A 25,375-nucleotide genomic window follows, 5' to 3' on the forward strand; every position below is an offset into this window, starting at 1 on the left:
ACGTCACCCACATCACTCTTCAAGCCCCCCACAGAAACTTGCCTGATAATTTCTATTGCTGTTGTTATCCAACGGTTCTAGTTATGACCAATGTTGCACCCATAGACAACACTATGGGGCATGCGTCTGTTTGCCAAAAAGGCTCCGTATTTTTAGCAATAAATAATCTTAAAAGAATGATTTTTCAATAAATTAATACGTATTTATACTTGTTATTCAAAACAGTCTAAACCTTCTATAAAAGGCTTACAGCAGGAGAAAAAGCTATCTTAAAGCTTCAGCAATTAGGATGCCATGTGCTCGTATAAATAGATACCTTGAACTAGGAGAGGGGAACGCTAGCTAACACGATAGGTTTCTCGACCTGACAATACACCTAGGAAATAGGAATCATGCGCACACAGTCTATGCTGTCGAAAGTTTCATTGGCTTTGGGGATAGGGATTAGCAGCGTCTTAGCGACTACGTTCCCGGCCAGTGCCTTTACATACCAATTTGGGAAAGACAGTCAATCTTCCAATGATCTAGCCACAGGTGCTGCAGCTACTATTGACTTTAAATTTCAGGATCTAGGCAGTAACCAACTCCGGATTGATCTAAAAATCAAAAATACGACTGGAGAGGACACTTTTGGGTCTGGTGCAAAAACGTCTAAACTGACCGGCATTGCTTTTGATATGTTTGAAGGGTTCAATCTGGTATCTAGCAATCTCGGTAATCAATTGGACACACTACTAACCAACGTTAGCTTCACACCTTTTAGCAACACGGTTGGTAATTTTGATTTTGCCCTTGCCGATAACAATAGTTTTGAAGGTGGTAATCCCAATGGAGCTCTAGATCAGGGCTTCACCGATGATGTATTCCTGGTGTATTCCGGCCTCAATGGTGAATCGGCAGTAGACTTCGAAGCTCGATTTGCAGCTGCGTTTGCGTCCGGGGAATTAGACATTGCATCCCGTTTTCAGGTCGTTAATGCGGGTGCCGGCAGTGATAAGTTACTCGGCGGTAGCATCGTTGGCGGAATCCCCAAGCCTGAACCCACGCCAGAGGCAGAATCAGTGCCTGAACCGACTGGGTTACTGGGTCTTGGTTTATTCGCTGGCGGCCTAATCATGCTCGGCAAACGGAAGCATGATCAAAATTCGGAATTCGCTTTGCCCATGAATCCCACTTGCTAAATCATGCTGGTGTGTTGCTAATTCCGATGTCTTTTGTATGTTGATTCATGGGTGAGGGGTGACTGATTCAAATCAGTGGCCCCTTTTCTTTCTGGGGTGACTGATTTGGCGGCGCTATGTAATCCCCATAGCTTTTGTTGTCTCTAGCTTTCAGCGAACACCTATGTTGTGAACTATGGGCAAAAAGCTATAGAATCCGTAGCGACCTGCCCGATTAAACCTGCTGCCTATGTCACTTCGTGCTCTGTCCACCGGTGACTCCACTGCCAATCGTCTATTAATCCTCCTCCACGGTTGGGGAGCCAACGCCCAGGATGTGGCAGGCATTGCCCCCTACATGCAGTTGGCCAACTACCAAATGGTGTTCCCCGATGCACCCCATGCCCATCAGCTGGCCGGGGGGATGGCGGCTCCTGGTGGCCGCATGTGGTATGCCTTGCCGGATATTTTTGATTTTGATCAACCCTTCACCCATCAAGCGGACTTGCAGCAAAGCTGTCAGCTCCTAATGGACTGGCTCACGGCCCTACCTAGTAAAACCGGCATTCCCTTAGAAAAGACAATTCTGGGGGGCTTTTCCCAAGGGGGGGCCATGGCCCTAGATGTGGGTATGCAGCTGCCCGTAGCTGGCATGATGATCCTCAGTGGCTATAGCCACGGTCCCATTGTTAGACCCACCAGCCCTCGCCCCATTCTGCTAATCCATGGCATTCAGGATCCTGTAGTTCCTATCCGTCAAGCCCACCAAAACAAGGCTGACCTAGAGCAATTGTCAGTGCCTGTTGACTATCACGAATTCACCATGGGCCATGAGATCAGCCTACAGGTACTAGATGCGGCCAGAAAGTTTTGTGAAAACCAGGTGTAACAATTCTGGTGTACTCCGGGACAGTCGATGCAACAAGGAATACACTATTGGATAGCGCCAGCCCAAAGGAGCTAGCACCATGGTTGTAAGCACAAGCCCAGTTTCTGAAAAACCCATTGCTGAGCTCACTCAGGAAGAGGTGGATCAGCTGGCAAATCGTTTAGAGCAAGACGAATACGACACAGCCTTTGAAGGACTACAGGATTGGCATCGACTGCGATCGGTAGCTTTTCAGCGTCCAGAGTTAGTGGAATCGTATTTACACCTGTTGGATATGGAAGCCTTTGACGAAGCTTAATGGCAGATACGTTGCAAGCCGCCAAGATTCTTGTCGGCATTAGTGGCGGTATTGCAGCCTATAAGGTTTGTGAGGTGGTGTCTACCCTGGCAAAAGCAGGGAGCGATGTACGGGTCATTTTGACACCGTCGGCTGAAGCGTTTGTCTCGGCGTTAACCTTTGCCACCCTGGCCCGCCATGCCGCTTACACCGATGGTAATTTTTGGTCTGCGACTCAAGCTCGTCCGCTACATATTGAGCTTGCTGAGTGGGCAGATATTTTTTTAATTGCGCCTTTAACGGCCAATACCTTGGGAAAGTTGGCCCATGGGTTAGGGGATAACCTGTTGACCAATACTATTTTGGCGTCTAACTGCCCAGTGCTGCTGGCACCGGCGATGAATACGGATATGTGGTTGCAGCCGTCTGTCCAGCGCAACTGGCAGCAGATTTTGGCCGATGGGCGCTACCATGCGGTGGGTCCAGGGGCTGGTCGACTGGCGTGCGATCGCATCGGCACTGGACGCATGGCCGAACCCCACACGATCCTCTCCGCCCTAGCCTCTCTCCAACACACCCAAGGTCGCCAAGACCTCCGGGGCAAACACATCCTCATCAGCACCGGCAGCACCCAAGAATACATCGACGCCGTACGCTACATCGGCAACCCATCCACCGGACGCATGGGCATTGCTCTAGCGACAGCAGCTGTGCATCGTGGGGCTCAGGTATCCCTAGTCCATGGCCCCATGGACAGCCATCTACGCCAAAGCATTCCTGATACTGCGCAAACGACCGCCGTGGTTAGTGCGGCTGAGCTGGAATCTACCATGATGGCCCAGCTCTACACCGCAGACTGGATCATCATGGCGGCGGCGGTGGCCGATCTACGACCCAAAGTCCAGGTCACTGGCAAACTGGCCAAGGCCGATTTACCCAATCCGCTGCCCCTAGAGACCGTTACAGATATTGCCGCCAAACTATCCGCTAACAAAAGAGCCGACCAAACCCTGGTGGGGTTTGCGGCTCAGACGGGGGATATGGTCGCACCAGCCCTAGGCAAACTTAAGCGCAAAGGACTGAATGCCATTGTGGCCAATCCGGTGGATCAGCCCGAAAGTGGATTTGGTAGCGATCTCAACCATGGCCTTTTTTTGGACCAACAAGGGCGACAAATCCCACTCTTAAAAGGCAGCAAACTATCCATGGCCCATCAAATCTATGACGCTTTACTCAGCCCCAAAGACTATTCATCAACCAAACTTTGATTACTGTTGACAACATCTTCACTTTGCAGAAACATCACCCGCTCAAATACTTCGTCATCGCTGTTGAGCATTAGCTGAGTAAAGTTTCCCAATGAAACTACTCCTAACTGAGCCTGCAATCCGGGTTGCGCTTCATTGACAGCCGCCAAGACGTCCATGGCATCACTACTGGAGAAAAACATGCCAATAATTTGCTCATCTGAGTCACCAAAGGATAAGCCAATAAAATCCCCATCGCCATTCTGAATACCAAACAGGGGCACAATAGACGCCGCATTATTCGCCCCTTCCAAAAAAGCAGGGTCCAATGCCTGAGCTGCTTCCAAGTCCTCTTCCTGCGGCACAAAAACAACCTTGAGCGGATTATCCCTTTGCTCTGCAGCAGAAAGATGTATCGTCGCTAGGCTGGCAATGCCTACAACACCATTTTCTCTAAAGTCGGCGTTAGCTTGACGGACTTGCTCACCCAGTTTTTTCGCATCGTCCTCATTAAAGAACACCTGTAGCAAATCTATATCCCCGAGTCCATCGTTGGGAAGGTCAGCCCGGGTTGTGACATAACCGCCCGCACCATCGGATAGAACAAAAACCGATACTTGGCCAAATTTCTCTAATAAATCTTCCTCAGAGATTGCGATCGCGTTTTGCATAGGGAGCCCGGCAGCAAGTAAGCAACCACCGCAGAAACCCAAAAGTGCTTTGAATGCTTTCATACCTTCTCCTTAGCAGATTAAAATTTATAAATTCCTAACATAAGTTTGTAACATAAGGAGCCATCCCTAAAATCACATAGAGACATTTCCAAAACTGGCCACTAACTGCCCCCCTTGATGCCAGCAACCACCTATCAAAAGTTCCGGACGCCAAACCGGACCAAAACAGATCCGTACCCAGACCACCAGTATTACCAACTCGATAAGAACTAGCAGATACTCATCATACATAAACCTATAATCGGGATGACAGGATTCGAACCTGCGACATCCTGCTCCCAAAGCAGGCGCGCTACCAAGCTGCGCTACATCCCGTTTCAAAGAACCTGAGTCAGCTTCCCTAAAGAAGCTTCAGTGTAGCAGGTCAACAATCTAACACAACTATACCCCGTTTGCTCCCCAGGGCGATAACCCCATGAACCATGCCACCACCCACCTTTAAGTTGCGCAATTGGGCGATTGATCAGCTACCCGGCATTTCTGACCAGCAGCAGCAGCAGCTGAAGGCCCTCAATATTTCCACCACAATTGATTTGCTCAAAGTTACCCGCAGCCAGCCCGCTCGTCTGCAACTAGCCCAAAGACTCAAATCCCATATTAAACACATCAATAAATGGACAGCCCTAGCCAAACTCGCTTGTATTCCCAGCGTAGGCTGTGAATACTGTGGCCTCCTGCTCCATGCCGGCATCAGTTCCCCCCAACAGCTGTCCCTTTTACCCGTTGCCCAGCTCCATCAGCGACTCCAACGCTTACAAATAAAACTGATGCAAAGAGCCGACCTCACTCCTGACACCACCCAAGTATCCCAGTGGATTGCCGAAGCCAAACAGCTATGTAAATAGCTATTCCGGATACCAAAACATGCCTTTGATCCCTTCAGGGTCAGGCATAAAGCCTAAGTTTTTGTAAAAGTTAACAACATGGGGATCGGCAAACAGGGTGACGTTACTAATGTCCTCGCTACGAAGCTTCTTGATTAGCTGTGCCATCAAGGCTTTCCCCAAGCCTTGCCCCTGAAAACTGGGATGCACCACGACATCCCAAATAGTGGCATTAAAAGCATGATCTGACGTGGCGCGTGCGAATCCAATCAACCGTTTGCGGGCCCCTTGTTGCTCCCACATGGTCACAACCAAAAAGCTATGCTGAATAGCCTTTTTGACCTTGCGTAGGGGACGACGCGACCAACCCACGGCGTCACAAAGCTCCTCCAGCTCATAAAGATCAATATTTCGATCTGTACTGAAGGTAATACGAGCTGTTTGGTCAGAACCTGGCGCGTTTATCGCATAATCATCAGAAACAGCTTGCGTGGGCACTGATGAAGCATCGGTGGGACTAAATAAGCTTTTCCAGAAACCCATGCATACAAAACGGTTGGAAAGATAAACTCTGTCTTAACTCTAGCAGTATAGGTCTATCCTTTCCTAGGAGGGTAAAAACATTGATTGAGAATCAAATTGATTCCCAATCAAAAGTGCATAAAAAATAGCTAGCGTCCCCTGAGCAGAGTCGTTAGCATAGCCTTCCCAGAGGGAATAGAGGATGCTGGTTATGAAATTGGCTAATTCCCGAAGGAGACGCTTTGCCTGAGGCTTACCCATGCCCATGGAGCTATAGGACTCTGCTCAAGCAAACGTGTTCGTGGGACGGTTACGATTTCTCAATTGCTTACCGATTGGGAAATCGTAGGTGTTCTTGAAGGATACGTTTCTTTGGGCAGCGTTAATGTTAGATGAATTTGGGGCGACAATCGAATTGATGTCATGCCTCCTGTCGAATTGATTTTGCCGATTCGACAGGAGGCATGACATCAAACTAGCCAACCGGTATAACTGATGCAGTTTCTGAATATTTATGGCAGCCGGATTAAAGACATCAACAGTAGAGTTGCTGAAGCGCTTCAACCGAGCCTTCCCGCAGTTTTATGAGCAATTTGTCAGCAGCGAAATTCAGATACAAAACCTACGGCTTGCCTATCAGCTATACAAAACAAAGAAAGCAGTCATTGAAATTAAACAGGAAGGGAATCGCAGTGCCCTCCACTTCGCCTACCGCAATCAATCTTTTTTACTAAGTGATATTTTCGGCGTTCTGGCGGCCTATGGGCTAACCATTCACAGCCTTAGCCTCTATGGCCAGATATATCCACCCATGCTGGTGTTCGTAAAACTGGTGGTCTCCCGTGGGGGAAAAGCCCTCAGTGAAAAAACCGCTGACAATACCTGCCGCGCCATTCGAGAAGCCCTAGCCGGACGCTACGAAGTAGAGGAGATGCTGAGCGTTGAATTTAATCTCAATGCAGGCTTAGAAAAAGTTGAAACTGAGTTTTATGTAGATCCCGTGTTCCATTTACCTGCCTTACTGATCGAAGCAGATAACCAGCCGCGGCTATTTTACAAAGTCATGTATGCCATTTGGCAGGAAGATCTACTGGTGGTGAATGCTAACCTATTGGTATGGCGTGGTCGTACCCGGCTGATTTTGTATCTATTGGGACCAAACGAAAGTTTAATCCCAGAATATTTAGGCCATAAAATTGCTGAAGGCATGCGTGAGCGCTTGCTGGGTGGTATTTACTAAGTCTGCCACCGGGATCCTCTCAATGCTCCTGTCAACATCCTTTCTGTCTTAGGCTTTAGTGTCTTAGACTTTGAAACGCTCTATGGGACTGGTTCAAGATTGAATGTCGTTGTGCGAATCCTATTTTCACCATGGTGGTGACACCTGTCTTCGGAGTGCCCCATGTCTATGATTTCACTCCTAACCTATTTTCAACCTCTAACTCTCATCGTTCAGTACTGGTCTGTATCCATGGCTGGCTACTAAGTCGTGCCTACTGGCAGCCTTTAATGCAGCAGCTAACCCCAGATATTTCCTGTCTGGCCTACGACTTGCGAGGGTTTGGTGATTCTACTCAGCAGCTGTCCAATCGCTGTAATGCTTCAGAAACATCAACCTACGGTCTGACCGCCTATGCCCACGATTTAAACGCCCTGCTAGACGCCCTGGAATTAGATCAAGTATGGCTGATGGGCCATTCCCTGGGGGGCAGTATTGCGCTGTGGGCGGCCTATTTGTTTCCAGAGCGGATCAAGGGAGTAATCTGCGTAAATGCCGGGGGCGGGATATATATCCATAAAGCCTTTGAGAAGTTTCGCAGTGCCGGGCAACAAATGGTCGGGTGGCGACCCCAATGGTTACAACATCTGCCCCTTTTACCCTGGGTTTTTGCCCATATCATGGTGCGGCAAACCCTGAGCTATCGGTGGGGACAGCAGCGGTTAATCGATTTTCTTCGGGCCGATTCAGACGCAGCCACCCAGTCTTTATTGGCTTCTACCACGGAAAAAGAGGTTCACCAGCTACCGCAAATCGTTTCGCAGCTCTCACAGCCGGTCTATTTCATTACCGGAGAACAGGACACGATCATGGAACCTCGCTATGTTAAGCATCTAGCAAGTTTTCATCGATTTTTCCATCAGGGAAAACAGGCTGTGGTTGAGTTTGAACAATGTGGTCACTTTGCCATGCTGGAGCAGCCCTTGGCCCTTGAGAATCAAGTGCGTCAGTGGTTGTCCTGTGGCTAAGACAGATGGAGCCAGCCTAGTACAGGATGGAGATTTGCTCTAGGGGCAAACGGGAGTAAACACCCAGGTCCAGACTAGAGCGATGCCCTTGATCAAAGTGATCGCTGGCGGCACAGGCCACCATCGCTGCATTGTCGGTGCAAAACTTCAGGGAGGGGACATAGACGCTGATACCGTGATCGGCCGCTGTGGCTGATAGGGTATGGCGCAGGCTGCTATTGGCCGCAACGCCCCCCCCTAGGACAATAGCAGGCAAATCTTGGTCTTGGGCAGCGCGTACTGCTCGCTTAGTGAGGGCCCGCACCACGGCAGATTGAAAACTGGCAGCAATATCTGCTAGGGGCAGGGGATCCACACCATCGGCATGGAGGCGCTCCACCAGCCTTAGCACTGCCGTTTTCAAACCACTAAAGCTAGCGTCGTAGGGGTGATATCCTCCCCCTGGGAGTGAAATATTCCCCTCTGGGAGCTGAAAGGCAGTCGGATTACCCTGCTGCGCGAGCCGGTCGATGATGGGACCACCGGGATAGCCTAGCTCCAGCAGACGAGCCACTTTATCAAAAGCTTCACCGGCTGCATCATCTCGCGTTTTGCCTAAGAGGGTGTACTGCCCACAGCCATCTACTCGAATGAGACTGGTATGCCCGCCTGAAACGAGCAGGCATAAAAATGGCGGCTGCAGATCCCCATGCTCTAAATAGGCTGCGTAAATGTGTCCTTCTAGGTGGTGGGCACCCAAAAAGGGTTTTTGATGCACCATTGATAGAGTTTTACCAACGCTCATACCCACGAGTAGGGCACCCACCAGTCCCGGTGCGCAGGTGGTGGCCACCGCGTCGATATCGGTCCAAGTCAACTGGGACTTGAGCAGAGCCTCCTGCACCGTGTCACCAATGGTCAGAAGATGTTCGCGGGAGGCTAGCTCGGGGACCACACCCCCATACCGGCTGTGTAAATCAATTTGGGAGGCCACTACGCTACTGAGCACCTGACGATGGCACACTACGGCCGCAGCAGTTTCATCACAGCTAGTTTCAATTGCTAAAATCGTTGCCATGGGTTGATTGTGTCAACATGTAAAGTCTTGTGAGCAATTCCCCTGCCAGGGTTTGACGGAAAGGTATGATCCCTGAGAGTCAGGTAGATCCTTAATTTAGTCCACGTTGGCTGGGTTTAAACGCTGGTTGGGTTTGAACACTACATTGGACCATTGGTAAGCACCCGTTTTAGTTATTGGCTATTCAGGGCACTGTTATCGCTGGTTATCTAAGTTAAGAGATTTTTCTGAATTTATTTTTCTACGTTGCTGATGCTTGGGGAGATTCAATCTAGGACACTCTAATCCATAGGGTTTATATCAGGTTGGGCAATTTGCCTACTCAGTAACGGTAATTTTTGTCTTTTGTAAACCACAAAGGAAACATTCTATGCGACGGTTGTTTGCTCTGGCTCTAGTAATCTGCCTCTGGTTTGGCTATGCGGCACCCGCTTCTGCCAGCTTGGCTGGAGACAATGTGGCTGGTTTGACCCCCTGTGGCGAATCGGCTGCGTTCCAACAACGTGCCTCTGCGGCCAAAACAGACGGTGCTAAAGCACGTTTTGACTTTTATGCTAATTCCAGCTTGCTCTGTGGCGAAGAAGGTCTACCCCATTTGGTGGTAGATGGTGATTTGGCACACCTGGGTGAGTTTGTAATTCCTGGCATCCTGTTTTTGTACATTGCTGGTTGGATTGGCTGGGCAGGCCGCTCTTATTTGATAGAGTCCCGCTCTTCCAAAAATCCTGAGGAAATGGAGATTATCATCAATACTGGCTTGGCGATAAAGTCTTCCTTGGCTGGTGCCGCTTGGCCCTTGGCTGCATTCAAAGACATGGCATCTGGGGCAATGTTTGCGAAGGATGATGAGATTACTATCTCACCTCGTTAGGCAATGCTGCTTATTAGTAGGGCTTAGGCTCGATATGTCGAATCGATATGCCTGAGCCACACTGAGTTTTTAGTCTTTTTCCAGACGTTTTGTATTCAGGATACTTTCCCATGCCCGAAGGCTTATTAAAATATCTTTCTACTGCTCCCGTAGTAGCTTCGATTTGGATGCTGATTACCGCTGGCATTCTGATTGAGTTTAATCGTTTCTTTCCTGACTTGTTGCTGCATCCTTAGGTTTAGGAGCTGTTTGGTGCTGCCTTTCCAAGGTTTCCTTGCCGAATGCAGTTAATCCGCAGTTAATTCTAAGGCAAGCGGTTGAGAATACTGTTGAGAAAAAAGAACCCCCCACTGAGTTATCGAAATCAGTGGGGGGTTCTTTTAGCTTTTGGGATATTAGCTGCCTGTTTTTTCGTTGAGAGACCAGTGATATTCCACCGCCAGGTCGGAAACTTTACAGCTTGCTTCCAGCTGTTTTTGCTGGGACATGGCTTTACGCAGGGTAATAATCAATTCGTTCAGCTGTTCCTTTTGTGGGGAGTGTTGATAGATGGCGGCTGCAGTCTCACGTTCTAGGAGCCGTAGTAAAAGCTCGTAGTGAATATGGGATGGTAGGGGAATAGGACGATCCATAGTCAAAAAGTCAGAGTAAGGAACCTGAAACTGGTAGAGAATGAATGACCTATATAGGCCTAGGCCATGAGTCGTTCAATGGCCGCACCGGGATCGGGCTGCCTCATCAGCGACTCACCCACCAAAATAGCTTGGGCTCCGGCCTGGGCAACCTGGGCAACGTCATCTGGTTGATGAATCCCAGACTCACTGACAAATGTAAGCCCATCGGCCCTTGGATGGGCTAAGGCCTGGGCCAATAGACTGCGGGTAGTATCTAAACTGACGGAGAAGTCTTCAAGGTTGCGGTTATTTACACCCAATACTTGAATATTCTCGATATTCAGCACCCGGTCTAGTTCTTCAGCCGTATGGACCTCTACCAGGGCGGTCATGCCTAAAGCTTTGGCTATACGAGTAAAGTAGCTCAAGTCTTTGTCTGGCAAAATGGCTGCAATCAGTAGGATGGCGTCGGCTCCATGGATGCGGGCTAGGTAGATCTGATAGGGATAGATAATAAATTCTTTGCAGAGGAGGGGGAGTTTGACTGCCTGACGAATCTGAGCCAGGTAGTCAAAGCTACCTTGGAAGAATTCTGCGTCGGTGAGCACCGATAGACAGGTGGCACCACCTTGTTCGTAGGCGGTTGCGATCGCAACCGGATCAAAGTCCTCCCGAATCACCCCTTGACTGGGAGAGGCCTTTTTAACCTCGGCAATCACCGCTGGGGTTGTCTTACCCTGGCGCAGAGCCGCCGCAAAGTCTAAGGGGGGAGGCGCCGTCAGCACCTGCCGCTGCAACGCCGCTAGGGGAGTCTTTTCCCGGAGTCGGTCCACTTCAGCTTCCTTGTGCCAAACAATCTTTTCCAGAATATTGTTCGGTTCACTATCCGGTATCTTTACCTGGTAGCGCAGGGTATCGACAAATACGGTGGGATTGGGGGAGCGGCGTCTAATTTTCATGTCGTCACCTCGGCCCGCTTAAAGGCTTCATCCAGCACCTCAGACAGGGTGGGATGGGTGTGGACAATAAAGGACAGGGCTTGGACCGTTTGCCCTTGGGCAATGGCGTTAGCCACCTCTTGGATCAGATCTGCCGCATGGATGCCGATGATGTGGGTGCCCAGAATTTCCCCCGTATCCTTGCGATAGATCACCTTAGCCAATCCATCGGACTCATTTTCCGCCAGGGCTTTGGAATTGGCCTTAAAGTAGCTCCGCACTGAGCCTATTTTGAAGCCTTCTGCCTCCGCCAGTTCCTGGGCAGCAGGCTCTGTCATGCCCACAAAGCTGACCTCTGGATGGGTAAACGCTGCCGCCGGAATACTGCGGTAATCAATGGTGCGATGATGATCCAAAATATTTTCAACGGCCACCACCCCTTGGGCAGACGCCGCATGGGCCAACATCATCTTGCCCGTGGCATCGCCAATGGCCCACAGATGGGGGATCGGCTCACCGTCTCGCAGCACTTCCAGCCGGTCGTTGACGGGGATAAATCCTCGGCGGTCAGTCTCAATCGCCAGACTTTCCAACCCTATATTTTTGGTGGCTGGAATCCGTCCGGTGGCCACCAGGCAAGCATCCACCTCTAGAACTTCAACAATTTCCTGAGTTTTTAGATCTGCTAGCTCAATCTTGACCGGGGAGCCAGGGGTAACCGTCTTGGCAATCACCCCCACATGGGTGTCAATGTCACGGGGATCGATCAGGACCCGCTTAGCAATTTTTGCAATGTCTGGGTCAAAGGTGGGCATCAGCTGGGGCAGCGCTTCAATTATGCTGACCTCACAACCTAGGGCGGTATAGACATCGGAGAATTCCAAGCCGATATAGCCACTACCGATGATGGCTACCCATGGGGGTAACCAGTCAAGTTTGATCGCTTCATCGCTGGTGAATACGGTTTTTCCATCGGTTTCAATGCCCGGTGGCACAAAGGGAATCGAGCCCGGCGACAGCATAATATCTTTGGCAGTGTAGGTCTTATCACCGTCGGCCGTGGTCACCGTTACCTTTTGGGCACCGGCCAGTTTCCCCCAACCGCGCAGGGTATCCACCCCTAGGCGAGTGAGGCTGTTGGTGAGATCACCCTGAATTTTGCTAACTAAATTGCCCGCATGGTCGGCAATGGCTGAGCGATCGAACTGCACATCCCCCACTTGAATCCCAAAGGACTGGAGGTGGTGGCGATCCCTTAGTTCTCGCACGCGGCCGGATGCTGCTAGGAGAGCCTTAGATGGAATACATCCTCGATTGACACAGGTGCCCCCCATGTCCGCTGCCTCAATAATGGCGGTCTTCAGGCCACTTTTCACAGCATGCAATGCAGCCCCATGGCCACCTACACCGGCACCCACAATGATTAGGTCGTAATCAAAGGATGAACTCACAACGATCTCCTGTTTTCAGCACATTAGCGATGCCCTTAGCTACCGTTTGAGCGATGCCGATTGCCTGGTGCAGAGGACGGCATGGGTAACATAGGGGCAAAATCCATTCTCAACCAGATTGTGGATATTAGACAACTTGATATTGAGCAATTATTTTCAAATTTGTTAGATTCAAGACTTGTCCCATTCCCTGTAGAAAAATTTATCTGGATAGGGCTGGTTCCTCAGGAATGATGCTCTTGATAAAAGTCGTTCAGTTTTTTAGGTTTTTCTGAACTTGGAACATCTTGGCTAGGGTTAGGTTCACAACTCCCATTACTACGAGCTTCTAATGTGGTTGCCATATTAGAAGCCGACTAGCGAGGCAAGATTATGGATAAACGTCACGTAAGACAGGCTGCTGCGGATGATTTTATGCAGTCCCTAGAGCATCTGGATGAGCTGTTGGGAGGGACAATGGAGACTGTGCTTCTAACCGAGGAAGCCCAGCCATCTGCAACGGATCGGACTCAGACGTCGTCCGTAAAGACATCTCACCCTAAACCAACGCTCAAAAAGACTTCGGCCGAGCGTTAGCCTGCCCGCCGCTGCCGCTTGGCTTCATAGAGAAGGAGGGCGGTGGCGATCGCAACGTTCAAAGATTCCACCCCAGCCGCCAGCGGAATTTTGACCCGATGGGTAGCCAATTCCAGGGCAGGGCCCGATAGCCCTGCCCCCTCATTACCCATTAAAAACACCGTCGGCCGGCACAGGTCCAACTCCCAATAGTCGATGGAGGCCGTTGGTGTGGTGGCCACCAGCTGCACATCTAGGGAGCCTAGGGGCTCTAAGCTAGAAACCGTCTGGAGCGATGTGCGAAACCATTGCCCTGCACTGGCCCGTAGCACCTTGGGATGATCCGCATCCACGCTGTCGGCGGTGAGCCAGATGCGATCGCAATCAGCGGCAGCGGCGGTCCGAATTACCGTTCCTAAATTACCGGGGTCCTGTAATCGCTCCAACGCCACCCCCAAGGACACCGCCGTCGAGGCGGTGTCAGGCATCACTGGCTGTATCCGTTGGGCCGTTGCCACCACGCCATCAGGGCTGACCGTGGTACACATGCTACCCAACACATCGGGGCTCACCAGGTGGATGTCTGCTTCTAGACGCTGCAGTTGCCCCAACAGCTCACCGTGGTGACGGCACCAGGCTGCCGTGACCGCTACCTGGAGCAGGGGATAGCCAACGGCGCAGGCTTCCTGCAACAGGTGGGTCCCTTCTAGCAAAAATGTATTCTGACGACGACGCTCCTTTGCCTGGTGAAGCTGACGAAATTGTTTGGCTAGGGGGTTTTTCGTGCTAGTGATCGCAGCAGAGTTTTCTAACATCCAGACCTTGCTATGGGACACGGCGTCGTAGCCTACCTTATCAGCCTGCTCAGACTGTGGCCCAACCGCACTAGCAACAAAAAATCAGTATTAATAATGATTTTTTGAGCATTCGGCCAATAATCGATAAAAAAGTCTGAATAAATAAGGAAACCTGACTAATTAACAGTGTCAGTGTTGCCTATACCTACTAAACGAGCATTCTTAAAGACGCCAGGGTTCAACCCTTGGGACGTGTTTCACCATAATCGGGAGGGTATTCAAGGATGCGGAACCCGGGACTTGAACCCGGAAGTCCTTGCGAACACTAGAACCTGAATCTAGCGCGTCTACCAATTCCGCCAGTTCCGCTTAAAGCTGCGTTTACAGCCGTGATTTCTCATCCTCCAGTAATCAGGGCGATTCGTCAATCCCTAATTTTTATCAGAAATCCTAAGTCTCCGATCTTCAGCAAGATGGCCCTATCGCTGAAAGACCTAAAGAATATTAAGATGGCTTAACAAATCAATAGTTTCAGATAGAATCATCACCAATATTGACAAAACGCGTTACTGCATCAATATTGTGTTCTTGTTTGGCTGAGTCTTACTTTATTGAATTCGGAGGACATTATTATCAACACCTCACCTCAGGCTGATCAACGCTCCTCCAGTGAGTCTGCACCCATCATCGAAATCTGGGGGAAACAGCCCCTCAGCGGCCATATACCCGTTAGCGGGGCCAAAAATTCCGCCTTGGTCGTCATGGCAGGGACCATTCTCTGTTCCCAGGACTGTCGAATTCGCAACATTCCCAATTTGGTCGACATTGGCCGCATGGCTGAGGTGCTCACAGCCCTGGGCGTCAAAGTGGCCCACAACGGCCATACCCTGGATGTAGACGCCAGTGCCATCAACCATTCCCGCGCTCCCTACGAAATTGTGAGCAAACTAAGGGCCAGTTTCTTTGTGATTGGTCCCCTGTTGGCTCGCCTGGGTGTGGCCCGCGTTCCTTTACCGGGAGGCTGTGCCATTGGCGCGCGTCCCGTAGCTCTGCACATTAGGGGGCTACAGGCCCTGGGTGCCGAAGTCCATATGGATCACGGTATTGTCCATGCCTATGTGCCCGGCAGCCGGAATCGCCTCAAAGGGGGCAAAATTTATCTGGATTATCCTAGCGTTGGGGCGACTGAAACCCTGATGATGGCTGCCACCCTGGCTGAGGGTGAAACGGTGATTGAAAATGCTGCCCAGGAACCAGAAGTATTAGACTTAGCCAACTTCTGTCGAGCCATGGGGGCCCGTATTCGCGGAGCTGGCACCAACACCATCACCATTGCCGGTGTCCCTAGCCTTCATTCCACCGACTACGGCATTATTCCCGATCGCATTGAGGCTGGCACCTTCATGTTGGCTGGGGCCATGACCAAATCCCCCATCAGCCTCTCTCCGGTTATTCCAGAGCATCTGACTCCGGTGATTGCCAAGCTGGCCGAGGCGGGGACCAAAATTGAAATGGAAGGGCATAACCGCATCCGGATAGTCCCCGGTGAGCGGATTTTACCCATTGAGATTGAAACTCGTCCCCATCCAGGGTTTCCCACGGATATGCAAGCCCAGTTTATGGCCCTAACCACCCTAGCGGAAGGCAATAGCGTCATTACTGAAACGGTGTTTGAAAATCGCTTGCAGCATGTGGCTGAGTTTAACCGCATGGGGGCTGATATTCGTTTGACGGGTAATGCTGCGGTGATTCGAGGGGTGCCTATGTTGTCGGGGGCTCCGGTTACGGGCACTGACTTGCGGGCTGCTGCGGCCTTGCTGGTGGCTGGCTTAGCAGCTGAGGGCAAGACCACCCTCCATGGCCTCCACCATTTGGATCGGGGCTATGAAAATATTGAAGCTAAGCTCTCTGCAGTGGGGGCAAAGCTACGTCGGGTGCAGGATGACCAAGTCCCGGCCGATATGTCCAATCCGCAGGCCATTGTGGTTTAGGTTTGGCCCGTTACACTGGTAGCTAGCCGTAAGCTACCATGTACAGTCATAAGCCAGGGGGATGGTGTGGATAAAAAGTCTATTTTGACCGGGTTACGGGCTAACCATTTCCGCCATCCCCTAGATTTGCAGGCCACTGAGTCGCTCAAACAATTGCCCGGCTTAGGGCTGGCCATTCGGACATTGCTGCGGCCTACGGCGGAGCAATTTTTCTATCTAGAAAATATTGCCACGAGTGTTTTGGTGGGGCCTCATCAGCTACCTGCCATCTACGGACTGCTGGAGGAAGCCTGTCAGGTTTTAGACATTGAACCACCGCAGCTTTATGTAAAGCAGCACCCGGTACCCAATGCCTACACCTTTGCCATGCGGGGTAAGCAACCCTTTATTGTCGTGCATACGTCCCTGATTGAGTTCCTCAATCCCCAGGAACTGCAGGCGGTGCTGGGTCACGAACTGGGACACCTGAAGTGCGATCACGGGGTGTATCTCACCCTGGCTAATCTGATTGCCTTGGCGGCCAGTCACCTCCCCCTTGGACCAGTTTTAGCGCAAAACTTACAAAGCCAAATTCTGGAGTGGGTGCGTTGTGCTGAGTTTACTTGCGATCGCGCCGCCCTATTGGTCAGTCAAGATGCTCGGGTGGTCGCCTCGGTGCTAATGAAACTGGCGGGGGGCTCTCCCACCCTCTCCCCCCAACTCAATTTGGATGCTTTTCTGTCCCAAGCTAATGCCTACGAAGACTTGAGTCACGACCAGCTGGGCGCTTTTCTGAAGCAGATCCGGGCCCAGGAACTCACCCATCCCGTACCAGTACTGCGGGCCAAGGAAATTACCCAGTGGCATGGCACCTTGGATTATCAAAAGCTGCTAGAAACGTGCAGCATCCAGTATAATAATGATTCTACTAAGGGCGGATGGCGAAATTGGTAGACGCACCACACTCAAAATGTGGCGGCTTCGGTCGTGCGAGTTCGAGTCTCGCTCTGCCCATTCATCAAGTTCATGTATTAACCCTTGCAGGAAAGACCCTGCAAGGGTTAATTGCGTATACACTGACGAGAATTTATCCCCCTATGAGGGAAATCTAGACCAACGACAGACAACGCAATGCCTAAACAGGCACTGAGGGAAGGTTGGCTAGTACATTTCAGTTGGGCCTATCCAAGCCCAGCACCAGGGTTTACCACGTTCATCTATTAACCCATCAGGAAGAAGCTTTATTTGGAGAACTCCTGGGTGAAAATATGCGGCTTAATCCTTCAGGGCAGATCGCTGCAGATGAATGGAGACTCATAGCCACAACCCACCAGCGGGACATTGAATTCGACCAGTGGACAATCATCCCCAACGGTGTCAGGGCATTGGTCGCTGTGGTGGACAATGCCCAGCCAGCCACCTATGGCCTCTGTCAAAGCCCCCCTAAACCCCGCGCCCTCTCCTCACTGGTGGCCGGGTTTAAAGCGGCGGCGGCGAAGCGCATTAACCTGGTGCGGGGATTGCCGGGCGCTCCTGTATGGCAACGGGGCTATAAAGAACAGCAAATTAACGATCGCAAAACCCTAGAGCGCATTCGCTTGATGCTCTCCAGCCAGGCCCATTCGGCAGGATTAATTAGGGATGATGGCGAATACGACGTTAGTCAAGTAGGCCATCGGGTGGAGTAATTTCAACCCGCCCCTGGGTGAGGTCAACTACTGGCACAATGGCTTCCACAAAAGGAATCAGTACTGTGCGGGGTGGCTCCTGGGCATTGCCCGTTGGGGTTTGCGGCGTCAGGGCAACCTCCAATAAATCGTTACCCGCTCGATAAACATCTGTCACCGTGCCAATTTGCTCCCCAGTGGTCTGTAGAATGACCGCCAGTCCCATGAGATCGCCCACATGAAACTCGTCGGGTTCTAGGGGGAGGCGATGGTCAGCGGCCACGAGCAGCTTGGCGTCGCGCAGTGCTTCTGCCTGGTCACGATGGTTGATACCAGCTAGTTTGAGAATATACAGCCCCTTCCCATCCTGAAATCGTCCCTTGATCAGTTTGATGGGGTTTGGGGTAGTCGCTCCAGGCTTGAGTAACCAGCGTTCCCCAGGCTGTTCAAACCGTTCTGGAAAGTCACTGTCAGGATAGACGCGGACTTCGCCATTCAAACCGTGGGGGCCGACGATGCGGCCGATGGGGAGCCATTCGGGTTGGGAGGTTGCGGGAGCAGGCATGGGTGGGGTGGGGGTGGAGAAAGGAACAAGGGAATTAGCACAGGGCCTTTACGATCCTTGCCCGTAGACCTTCTGAGTTAAGGTGGCCAGACGACGAATTGCGATCGCAAGGCGCTCCGCCGTATCCGTCAGGCTAATCCTAAAGCACTGATGCTTATGCTCCCAGTCATCCCGCAGGCCTGGGAAAAATGGACTGCCGGGGACAATGATCACGCCATACTGTTTGAGGGCTTGGTAAAAGGTTTGATCATCCATGGGTAGGTCTTGGAGCCAGAGCCAGGCAAAAATTGAACCTTCGGCCCGGTGCAGATACCAGGGCACATCGGGCATGGTTTCATCCAGGGTGGCTTCGATGACCGCAAATTTTTGCCGATAGTGGGGCCGAATCACGGCTTGAGAAATCTCCCCTAGGGCCCCAGAAGCGATGGCCTTAGCCGCAATCGCCTGACCATAGCGGGAGGAGTGAATACACAGGTTAGTCTGGAATGATTCCAACACCCGAATGATGGCGGCATCGCCCAGGGCAATGCCCACTCGCTCACCGGGTAACCCCGCTTTAGAAAGGCTCATGCCATGGACCACATTGGGGGTCAACACGGGGGTCATTTCAGTAAAGTTGAGGGCCGGGAACGGTGGAGCATAGGCCGAGTCAATAAAAACAGGGACGTTAGCTGCCAGACTAGTAATCCGTTTGACCTCTGAGTCAGTGAGGACATTGCCCGTGGGATTACAAGGCCGAGAAAATAGGACAAACCCAGTTTGCTCAGTGATGGCCAGTTGGCTAAAGTCCGGTCGGTACTTAAATCGGTGGGCGGCTGCATCCACATCTAGGGTGGGCTGATAGGCTCGCAACGCTTCAGGGTAAAGGGACACCCCGCCATAGCCGGTGTAGTCGGGGCTCAGGGGCAAAATTATTTCCTTGAGCTGGCCTGCGGTGGTATAGCCACCAAAGGCATTGGCAGCCAAAAAATAGAGGGACTGACTGCCCGGCGTGATCAAAATATTTTCGGCCTGAAGACTGAGACCATAGCGTTGATTAAAGTCGACCCTAATGGCTTCAATCAACGGTTCATAGCCCCGGCTAGAGCCATAGCGGCAGACCACTTCGCCATAGTCTGAGCTGGCCAGTAGCTCAGCGGTACAGTCCCGCCATAGCTGTTCCACCTCCGGCAAAATCACCGGATTCCCGGCACTGAGGTTAATAAAGTCTGCCGACTGCCCCGACTGTAGGGTTTCGATAATATCTTTCATGATTGCCCGCACCCCCGTGAGGTGGGACATCTGTTGACCAAATTGGGTAAGGGCTGGGGTCATGAAACAATGCCTATGGGGCTAACTGAACGGCTCAACCTGAACGGCTCAAAGGCAACTCAACGGTTGGTCCTATCCATTGCAGAACTAAGCTTCAAGCCTGGTTTACTATATCGTAGCCCTTGGTTGAAAGCCTGTTGGCATGGATCCAGACCGATCCAGACCATGGCACAACTGGGTAAGTTATCAGCCCCACCTAAATGGCTGGGCGATTGGGGAAGCGGCTGAAACGAGAGATCAGAAAGTTCAGGATACGATAGATGCAGAACCGTTCTTAAAACTTCCATTTGCACCATTGCGCCTATTTTTAACAGCGATCGCAGGGTGTCTGACCACGTCAATCCGCTTTGTCAATCCGCTTTATTGTTCATCTGACCGTGCATGAGTCCCCCCTGGCAACTCGACTTCTACCGCCGTCCATTAAAAAACACCGATGCCCATTCCCTATGGGAATTACTGCTGTGTACCCCTGACATGGACTTCAGCTATGCAGAAACCTGCCCCCAACCCAAGGCTGATGCCATGTGGTTACGGCATCAGCTAAAGCAGGCCATCCATCGAGCGGGCTACCGTCCCAACGCATTGCATGTATTCCGCCCCCAGACGCAGACCTTAGGGGAGGTGGCCTGTCGAGAATTGGATATTCCCGTGGTGCCCAAACGCGATGTGGCCACCCTCAAACAATGGCTACGGCAGCGGGCAGCTTGGTATCCCAATCTGAAAACCTACACCGGGGAAACCTACTCTCCCTTTGCCATTGAGCGTTCCACACCCATACCGCTGCCGGATAATTTGTGGGGTGAAACCTGGCGGTTTGCGGGGCTATCCAATGCCGACTTGCTACGGTTTCAATATGAATCCATTCCCATTCGTTCGGTGCCAAAGGAGCTGTTGCCGTTGGAAATCGGCCTGGCGAGCACGGTGTTGATTCCGGGGGTGGTGATTGATGGCGGTCGACGGGCCATGGGCCTAGCCCAGTGGTTAGCATCGGAACAGCCTGCCTTTTTGAAATACATGGCGGGTCAGCCTGATGGGTTAATTTTGGAAGCGGGACTTTGCGATCGCTTCGTCCTCACCACCTTTGAAGATGCCGATGTACGCGTTGCCGCCCATGTCTTTGAGCAGCGAAAGGCTACGGCAAAAGGACTCCATTTTTTGCTCATCCGGCCTGACGATTCAGGCATGACCTACAGCGGCCTATGGCTGCTACAAGAGTCGCCCGATACCCAGATAGGCTAGCCTTTATACAGCAGCATGCTCACAATAAATTCTGTACCAACCCAAAAATACCTTGGGGTAAAGGCATCCAGACAGGCATTGATATCAGCAACCCCAAATAGATCCGCGCCATCAAATTATTCTTTGCCTGGATCAGCCCCATCACCAGCAGCAAAGCGGCAAATCCTAACACTGGAATGACTGTATAGGTTGTCAGCACAAAGGCTAAAAGCAGCCAATCCCGCTTTTGATAAAGCCAGCGCGGTACCGTTAGCAGAAAGCTAGCTGCCACCAGACCTTCAATCAAAATTGTCCAATAGGACAGCACAATACCGGCAACTGCCATCCGGGGCGTTGTGGTTAATTGCTGCGGATCTAAAACAGCCGCTGATGACTGCGTGGTTTCAAAAATCTGACGATTCTCAGCCAGGGTGGCCAAATCCAGCCCACCAAACAGGACTGCCCCCATGGCTAACCGGCTATCTAGCAAAAAGGTCAGATGCAAAAACGAGCCGTCTAAATATTCCCCACCCAGAAACTTCCACAGGGTGGCAAAAAGAAAGCACAGACCAATCAGCCAGCGGGCATTCCACCGCAGTACTTGCCGAGGCGTCTGGCTCCAAACTGCGATCGCACATACCAACACCCAATAGGTATACATATACTCATGGTTCACCAGACTAGACCAGTGCCATAGGTTATGCACCAGCAGGCACAGGCTCATCGCCAACCAAGCCCAGCGATGCCGCACCAGCGGAGAGTAAACCAGCATCGTCAGGGCCAGCACCTTCTCCGGCAACATGGTCCAGACCCAATCGTCAATCCCATGGAGCAGCAGCAAAATTGTCGTCAGCCTCAATACCAAAAGGTATAAAGGTGGCTGCATCAAATTCGTCAGCCAGATATTCCATTGCTTGATTAGATTCCTCATGGCTGAACCCTAACCGCTTCAGTAAGAGGCTCATAGGCAATGGATTCACCGTCATATACCAGTCGCCACGGCTGTAGCTGAAGTTCTGACTCACAGTTGGCTGCGCGACTCGCCCCGTGAAGTTCAGCGATGGGACTTTGAGAATCCGCTGAGAGCAGCTGCTGACCTAGACGACGCAGTTCAGCCTCAGTGGGAAAGGTGCTGACATGGGTGTAGACATCGTCACTAAGTACTTCAGGGAAATCCGCCACCATGTTTAGCAAGCTAAAATCCCAGGTCTGGCTGCAGTCCATCAGCTGAGTAGTCACCACCCGCCGTTCATCTCGATCAATGGAAGCAAACATGCCAAAACCACCCCCATGCCAAGGACTTAGGCCAGCGGTATGGACCAAAATAATCTGTCTGAGGGCAACAGTAGTCAGCAGCAGGGGAATGAACCCTGTTTTGAGAAATTTCTGTAGAGACTGTTTGAGGATCATTGGACGGTGGGCACTAACGACGCAGCCAATTTAGCAAGCCTACCGTAGCAGCAATTACCGCCGCTAGGTAAAACACATCCGTACCAGCACTGGCCCACACGGGACCAAAAATAAACGGTGAGATAAACTGCCCGAGGGAGGCACAGCCTGTCCCAATGGCCAATAAGCCAGACCGTTGAGAGTCGGGGGATAGCTCCGCCAGGGCACTGTAGAAGTTGGGCATGACCAGCCCAAAGCCTAGGCCGAAGAGCAGTCCCGCCAGCAACATGAGCAATGGGGACAGCACATTGGGAATGGTGGCTAGGGAAATGGCCATGAGCAGGAAACCGGTTGCGATCGCACCCCCAGCCCCCAACCGTTTCGAAACCTTAGCCGCTCCCACCGCAGCAATCACCGCTGCCCCCACCGAGCGAGCCGCCAAAACAAATCCATTCAGCAGGGACGAAGCATCAATCGCCTGCTTCAGATATAGCGGCGCATAAACCACCACCACATAAAAAATCGCTGACGCCGTAGCCAACGCCAACAAAAGCAATAACACCCTACTCTGCCGAATAATCGTCCCAATGCCCTGGGCCTGGGGTAAGGATGCAGCGCGGCGTCGCCCCCGGGGCAAAATCCACAGACTAGCTAAGGCTGCCGGTAGCCCCAGCCCATAGAGCACAAACGCCCAGCGCCAATGATATAACCCCAGCCAGCCACCTAAAATCGGAAAAATCACCGTAGCAGTCGCCAGGGCACTGGTGGCATAGCCCATCATCCGAGTCCGAGCTTCACCATCATACAAATTGCTCAAAATACCAATGCTGCCAGCACCAATCCCGCCACTGGCCATACCGACTAAGGCCCGGGATAGCAAAATGCCCCAAAACCCATGGGCCATAGCCCCCAAACTGCCAAAAATTCCATAGCCCAATAGGCCATATGTCAAAATGCGAACGCTGCCTAAACGACTGGCCATCAGACCAAACACAAGGCTGGCCAAGGCGGTGGTTAGGGTATGGGCACTCACCAACACCCCAGCCCAACGGCTGCTCAAACCAAACTGTTCCACAATATCTGGGAAAACGGGCGCAACCACGGCTCCGGCGGCACTGGATAAACAGCCTGCCAACATGAGTACAGCGAGCACCTGCCAGGGAGGACGCGACGGCAATGACGGTAACCGCTCTAGCCTAGCGGTAACCGGTTTTTCATAAACGGTGGTCATAGGGGGCAACACAGCAACACTTGAAAGGAACACACCTCAGGAGGGCAATGGTTCGCGACAAGTTAATAGATGTTAACATTACCCATAACTAGTTACTGAGGTAGGGCATAAGCAAAAACTTATACCTGCCCAGTTGGCGTTGTTACGTGCATATATCTACCGACGTTCCATTGGTGTTCGAGGCGGCTGATTATGTTGTAGCCGACTGTTCGAATGTCCTGACCGGAATTCATTGACAGTTCGTGAAGCGGCACTGGAGCGTTTCAGTATCCAGTTAACTAACGTCATACTGCCGACACCATGGCATCCCTATGACATCCGATTAGAGCCAAAAAAATGAGCTTATTGGGCCATTACTCAGTAAAAATCAAGCTAAGTCTCTTAGAGTGGAAAAACTTTGTTCCTAACTAACCTCAATCCTTATTTCTAGCCCTAGACGATGGAATCATCTGCTGTTCTGAAAGGTCAACCCATATACCGGCGTGCCCGTGCTGTTGGTATCAATCCCAACTACTGGTATCCAGTTTTTTGGGCTGACCAGCTCAAGCCAGGGGATATTGTTTCTGTTCAAGTGTGGGAATCGTCCTTAGCGGTTTATCGCGATGCCCATGGAACCGTTAATGCCCTAGCCGATGCTTGCCCCCATAAGGGAGTGGAGTTACATCGGGGAGAGGTGCAAGGGAACAACTTGGTCTGCCCCTACCATGGCTGGGAGTTTAATGGCGAGGGTCAATGCGTTAGTATTCCTTATTTTCCCAAGGATCAAAAATTACCCTGTGCCCAGGCCCGTAGCTATCCGACTCAAGAAGCCTATGGCATAGTCTGGGTCTTTCCCGGAGAGCCAGACCTGGCCGATGTACAACCTTTGCCAGAGGTGCCCGAATATGGTCAGCCAGGCTGGTTTATGGTCCGGATTCCAGGCCATTTCCAGGCCCACTTTTCCATCTGTAATGAGAATACAATGGATGTATTCCATGGCTTTTTGCATAAAGAGCTCCAGGGGTGGTACGACCCTAAACTTTTGGACCTCAAGCAAGATGAACAGGGGGTGACCGCCGATTATCAGGTGTCCTACGAGGGCTTTTTAAGTAAGCTCCTAGGTCTGGGTGCCAAGGGCAGCGATAGCACTACCCGTACCGTTTCCATTAACTACCGCTATCCCCATTACGCCACGGCCCTAGAGTCCGTGTCTTCGCTCTATCTCATGCGTTTACCCATGGGACCCACCGAAACAAAATCTTTTTCCTTGATGTTTCTCAAGCTGCCACTCCCCCAGTGGCTGTTGAGTGGGCCTTTGGCAAGGGGACTGGAAAAAGTCATTTTGAATAGTATTTTTCTCAAGTTTCTACATCAAGACGTAGAGATGATGGAAAGCGAGCAACGTAATTACTCCATCGATCCGCAACGTAACTACGTCGAAGTCAATCCGGCAATTATTGCCCTTCAGCGAGTGATTGTCGGACAATACGAGCGATTAGAAGTGTCCCATTCGTCTGCTTTGAAAGTAGCGAAAGAGTCTTCTATCCCACCACCCCAGGAGGTTAGTAACGGTATGCTTGTGTGAATCGCCCGCTTGGGGATACCCAAGCCCCCATTGCCAAGGCCCTCTATAAATGGGTATTGGCTGCTGGGCTAAGCCTTGGTTGATTGATATGCTCAATGTAGGTGATGAGGAGTAAATTGTGGAAGTCGTTAATGACTACGTGCAGCGTTTGCATTAGACCTCTTGCATAATAGTTTCTATGGTAGATTTTTAGGTTTTGGTTCATTGCTTTACACCTAGGCAGATGAACTACGAAGCCACCCAAACCCTTAGCAATTCAAAGTTTAAGCGTCGATTC

27 protein-coding genes and 3 tRNA genes are annotated in these 25,375 nt (G+C 51.4%); 16 read left to right on the forward strand and 14 right to left on the reverse strand.

Features of this window, described 5'->3' with window-relative positions:
- Window positions 1–392: 392 nt before the first annotated feature.
- The 4 genes from VB741_RS09460 to coaBC all read left to right on the forward strand — a co-directional run bounded on the left by VB741_RS09460 (window position 393) and on the right by coaBC (window position 3,594).
- Window positions 393–1,181, forward strand: a complete 789-nt coding sequence (locus VB741_RS09460; protein WP_323364921.1) for a PEP-CTERM sorting domain-containing protein — start codon at window positions 393–395, stop codon at window positions 1,179–1,181.
- 229 nt (window positions 1,182–1,410) lie between these two features.
- Window positions 1,411–2,049, forward strand: coding sequence for an alpha/beta hydrolase (locus VB741_RS09465; RefSeq protein WP_323364922.1), 639 nt, complete (start codon window positions 1,411–1,413; stop codon window positions 2,047–2,049).
- 79 nt (window positions 2,050–2,128) lie between these two features.
- On the forward strand, window positions 2,129–2,347 hold the full coding sequence (gene isiD / locus VB741_RS09470; protein WP_323364923.1) for a protein IsiD: 219 nt from the start codon (window positions 2,129–2,131) through the stop codon (window positions 2,345–2,347).
- Complete coding sequence (gene coaBC, locus VB741_RS09475) at window positions 2,347–3,594, forward strand: bifunctional phosphopantothenoylcysteine decarboxylase/phosphopantothenate--cysteine ligase CoaBC (RefSeq protein ID WP_323364924.1); 1,248 nt, start codon at window positions 2,347–2,349, stop codon at window positions 3,592–3,594. Before isiD ends, coaBC begins: the two co-directional genes overlap by 1 nt.
- On the opposite strand, the gene VB741_RS09480 is transcribed toward coaBC, so the two are convergent.
- Together VB741_RS09480 and VB741_RS09485 are read right to left on the reverse strand one after the other, a co-directional pair.
- On the reverse strand, window positions 3,573–4,307 hold the full coding sequence (locus tag VB741_RS09480; RefSeq protein ID WP_323364925.1) for a Tic22 family protein: 735 nt from the start codon (window positions 4,305–4,307) through the stop codon (window positions 3,573–3,575). The two genes, coaBC and VB741_RS09480, sit on opposite strands and share 22 nt — an antisense overlap.
- Window positions 4,308–4,548: 241 nt before the next feature.
- Window positions 4,549–4,622: transfer RNA gene (locus tag VB741_RS09485), tRNA-Pro, on the reverse strand.
- A gap of 107 nt (window positions 4,623–4,729) precedes the next feature.
- On the opposite strand from VB741_RS09485, the gene VB741_RS09490 reads away from it, so the two are divergent.
- Window positions 4,730–5,152 (forward strand): DUF4332 domain-containing protein, encoded by a 423-nt coding sequence (locus tag VB741_RS09490; protein ID WP_323364926.1) that lies wholly within the window; start codon window positions 4,730–4,732, stop codon window positions 5,150–5,152.
- Here the strand turns inward: VB741_RS09490 and VB741_RS09495 are convergent, their stop codons facing one another.
- Window positions 5,153–5,674, reverse strand: coding sequence for a GNAT family N-acetyltransferase (locus VB741_RS09495; RefSeq protein WP_323364927.1), 522 nt, complete (start codon window positions 5,672–5,674; stop codon window positions 5,153–5,155).
- A 493-nt stretch (window positions 5,675–6,167) separates the two neighbouring features.
- On the opposite strand from VB741_RS09495, the gene VB741_RS09500 reads away from it, so the two are divergent.
- Both VB741_RS09500 and VB741_RS09505 read left to right on the forward strand, forming a co-directional pair.
- Window positions 6,168–6,893, forward strand: coding sequence for a hypothetical protein (locus VB741_RS09500; protein WP_323364928.1), 726 nt, complete (start codon window positions 6,168–6,170; stop codon window positions 6,891–6,893).
- Window positions 6,894–7,024: 131 nt separating this feature from the next.
- Window positions 7,025–7,900, forward strand: a complete 876-nt coding sequence (locus VB741_RS09505; protein WP_323364929.1) for an alpha/beta fold hydrolase — start codon at window positions 7,025–7,027, stop codon at window positions 7,898–7,900.
- A gap of 16 nt (window positions 7,901–7,916) precedes the next feature.
- Here VB741_RS09505 and tsaD read toward each other — a convergent pair whose 3' ends face one another.
- Window positions 7,917–8,957 carry a tRNA (adenosine(37)-N6)-threonylcarbamoyltransferase complex transferase subunit TsaD gene (tsaD, locus tag VB741_RS09510; RefSeq protein WP_323364930.1) on the reverse strand — a complete coding sequence of 347 codons (1,041 nt, stop codon included), beginning with the start codon at window positions 8,955–8,957 and terminating at the stop codon, window positions 7,917–7,919.
- Window positions 8,958–9,327: 370 nt separating this feature from the next.
- Between tsaD and VB741_RS09515 the strand changes: the two genes are divergently transcribed.
- The gene (locus tag VB741_RS09515) at window positions 9,328–9,828 is read left to right on the forward strand and encodes a Photosystem I reaction center subunit III (RefSeq protein WP_323364931.1); all 501 of its coding nucleotides are present in this window, start codon (window positions 9,328–9,330) and stop codon (window positions 9,826–9,828) included.
- 110 nt (window positions 9,829–9,938) lie between these two features.
- On the forward strand, window positions 9,939–10,064 hold the full coding sequence (gene psaJ / locus VB741_RS09520) for a photosystem I reaction center subunit IX (protein WP_323364932.1): 126 nt from the start codon (window positions 9,939–9,941) through the stop codon (window positions 10,062–10,064).
- A gap of 159 nt (window positions 10,065–10,223) precedes the next feature.
- On the opposite strand, the gene VB741_RS09525 is transcribed toward psaJ, so the two are convergent.
- Genes VB741_RS09525 through lpdA form a run of 3 tightly spaced genes read right to left on the reverse strand, consistent with a single transcriptional unit; the run spans window position 10,224 to window position 12,831 of the window.
- Complete coding sequence (locus VB741_RS09525; protein ID WP_323364933.1) at window positions 10,224–10,460, reverse strand: DUF5340 domain-containing protein; 237 nt, start codon at window positions 10,458–10,460, stop codon at window positions 10,224–10,226.
- A gap of 59 nt (window positions 10,461–10,519) precedes the next feature.
- The gene (gene trpC, locus VB741_RS09530) at window positions 10,520–11,401 is read right to left on the reverse strand and encodes an indole-3-glycerol phosphate synthase TrpC (RefSeq protein WP_323364934.1); all 882 of its coding nucleotides are present in this window, start codon (window positions 11,399–11,401) and stop codon (window positions 10,520–10,522) included.
- A complete protein-coding gene (gene lpdA, locus VB741_RS09535; protein ID WP_323364935.1) occupies window positions 11,398–12,831 on the reverse strand; it encodes a dihydrolipoyl dehydrogenase in 1,434 nt (477 codons plus the stop codon). Before lpdA ends, trpC begins: the two co-directional genes overlap by 4 nt.
- A gap of 372 nt (window positions 12,832–13,203) precedes the next feature.
- Here lpdA and VB741_RS09540 point away from each other — a divergent pair, with 372 nt between their 5' ends.
- Window positions 13,204–13,407, forward strand: a complete 204-nt coding sequence (locus VB741_RS09540) for a hypothetical protein (RefSeq protein ID WP_323364936.1) — start codon at window positions 13,204–13,206, stop codon at window positions 13,405–13,407.
- Here the strand turns inward: VB741_RS09540 and VB741_RS09545 are convergent.
- Complete coding sequence (locus VB741_RS09545; protein WP_323364937.1) at window positions 13,404–14,222, reverse strand: TrmH family RNA methyltransferase; 819 nt, start codon at window positions 14,220–14,222, stop codon at window positions 13,404–13,406. The two genes, VB741_RS09540 and VB741_RS09545, sit on opposite strands and share 4 nt — an antisense overlap.
- A gap of 246 nt (window positions 14,223–14,468) precedes the next feature.
- Window positions 14,469–14,552: transfer RNA gene (locus VB741_RS09550), tRNA-Leu, on the reverse strand.
- 242 nt (window positions 14,553–14,794) lie between these two features.
- On the opposite strand from VB741_RS09550, the gene murA reads away from it, so the two are divergent.
- The 4 genes from murA to VB741_RS09570 all read left to right on the forward strand — a co-directional run bounded on the left by murA (window position 14,795) and on the right by VB741_RS09570 (window position 17,841).
- Window positions 14,795–16,174 (forward strand): UDP-N-acetylglucosamine 1-carboxyvinyltransferase, encoded by a 1,380-nt coding sequence (gene murA, locus VB741_RS09555; RefSeq protein ID WP_323364938.1) that lies wholly within the window; start codon window positions 14,795–14,797, stop codon window positions 16,172–16,174.
- Between the two features lie 66 nt (window positions 16,175–16,240).
- On the forward strand, window positions 16,241–17,107 hold the full coding sequence (locus VB741_RS09560) for a M48 family metallopeptidase (RefSeq protein WP_323364939.1): 867 nt from the start codon (window positions 16,241–16,243) through the stop codon (window positions 17,105–17,107).
- Window positions 17,086–17,167 (forward strand) — tRNA-Leu (locus VB741_RS09565). The genes VB741_RS09560 and VB741_RS09565 overlap by 22 nt, the downstream gene beginning before the upstream one ends.
- 143 nt (window positions 17,168–17,310) lie before the next feature.
- Window positions 17,311–17,841, forward strand: coding sequence for a hypothetical protein (locus VB741_RS09570; RefSeq protein ID WP_323364940.1), 531 nt, complete (start codon window positions 17,311–17,313; stop codon window positions 17,839–17,841).
- On the opposite strand, the gene rimM is transcribed toward VB741_RS09570, so the two are convergent.
- Window positions 17,813–18,385, reverse strand: coding sequence for a ribosome maturation factor RimM (rimM, locus tag VB741_RS09575; RefSeq protein WP_323364941.1), 573 nt, complete (start codon window positions 18,383–18,385; stop codon window positions 17,813–17,815). The two genes, VB741_RS09570 and rimM, sit on opposite strands and share 29 nt — an antisense overlap.
- A gap of 48 nt (window positions 18,386–18,433) precedes the next feature.
- On the reverse strand, window positions 18,434–19,699 hold the full coding sequence (locus VB741_RS09580; RefSeq protein ID WP_323364942.1) for a valine--pyruvate transaminase: 1,266 nt from the start codon (window positions 19,697–19,699) through the stop codon (window positions 18,434–18,436).
- 378 nt (window positions 19,700–20,077) lie between these two features.
- Here VB741_RS09580 and VB741_RS09585 point away from each other — a divergent pair, with 378 nt between their 5' ends.
- A complete protein-coding gene (locus VB741_RS09585) occupies window positions 20,078–20,935 on the forward strand; it encodes a Tab2/Atab2 family RNA-binding protein (RefSeq protein WP_323364943.1) in 858 nt (285 codons plus the stop codon).
- 19 nt (window positions 20,936–20,954) lie between these two features.
- Here VB741_RS09585 and VB741_RS09590 read toward each other — a convergent pair whose 3' ends face one another.
- The 3 genes from VB741_RS09590 to VB741_RS09600 are packed head-to-tail and all read right to left on the reverse strand — an operon-like array spanning window position 20,955 to window position 23,534.
- Window positions 20,955–21,845: a hypothetical protein gene (locus VB741_RS09590; RefSeq protein WP_323364944.1), complete on the reverse strand. Its 891-nt coding sequence runs from the start codon at window positions 21,843–21,845 to the stop codon at window positions 20,955–20,957.
- Window positions 21,842–22,324 carry a hypothetical protein gene (locus VB741_RS09595; protein ID WP_323364945.1) on the reverse strand — a complete coding sequence of 161 codons (483 nt, stop codon included), beginning with the start codon at window positions 22,322–22,324 and terminating at the stop codon, window positions 21,842–21,844. The genes VB741_RS09590 and VB741_RS09595 overlap by 4 nt, the downstream gene beginning before the upstream one ends.
- A gap of 13 nt (window positions 22,325–22,337) precedes the next feature.
- Complete coding sequence (locus tag VB741_RS09600; protein ID WP_323364946.1) at window positions 22,338–23,534, reverse strand: MFS transporter; 1,197 nt, start codon at window positions 23,532–23,534, stop codon at window positions 22,338–22,340.
- A 439-nt stretch (window positions 23,535–23,973) separates the two neighbouring features.
- Between VB741_RS09600 and VB741_RS09605 the strand changes: the two genes are divergently transcribed.
- On the forward strand, window positions 23,974–25,098 hold the full coding sequence (locus VB741_RS09605) for an aromatic ring-hydroxylating dioxygenase subunit alpha (protein WP_323364947.1): 1,125 nt from the start codon (window positions 23,974–23,976) through the stop codon (window positions 25,096–25,098).
- Window positions 25,099–25,375: the final 277 nt, after the last annotated feature.

This window comes from Leptothoe sp. PORK10 BA2 (assembly GCF_034932105.1).
In the GTDB taxonomy this organism is placed as follows: domain Bacteria; phylum Cyanobacteriota; class Cyanobacteriia; order Phormidesmidales; family Phormidesmidaceae; genus Leptothoe.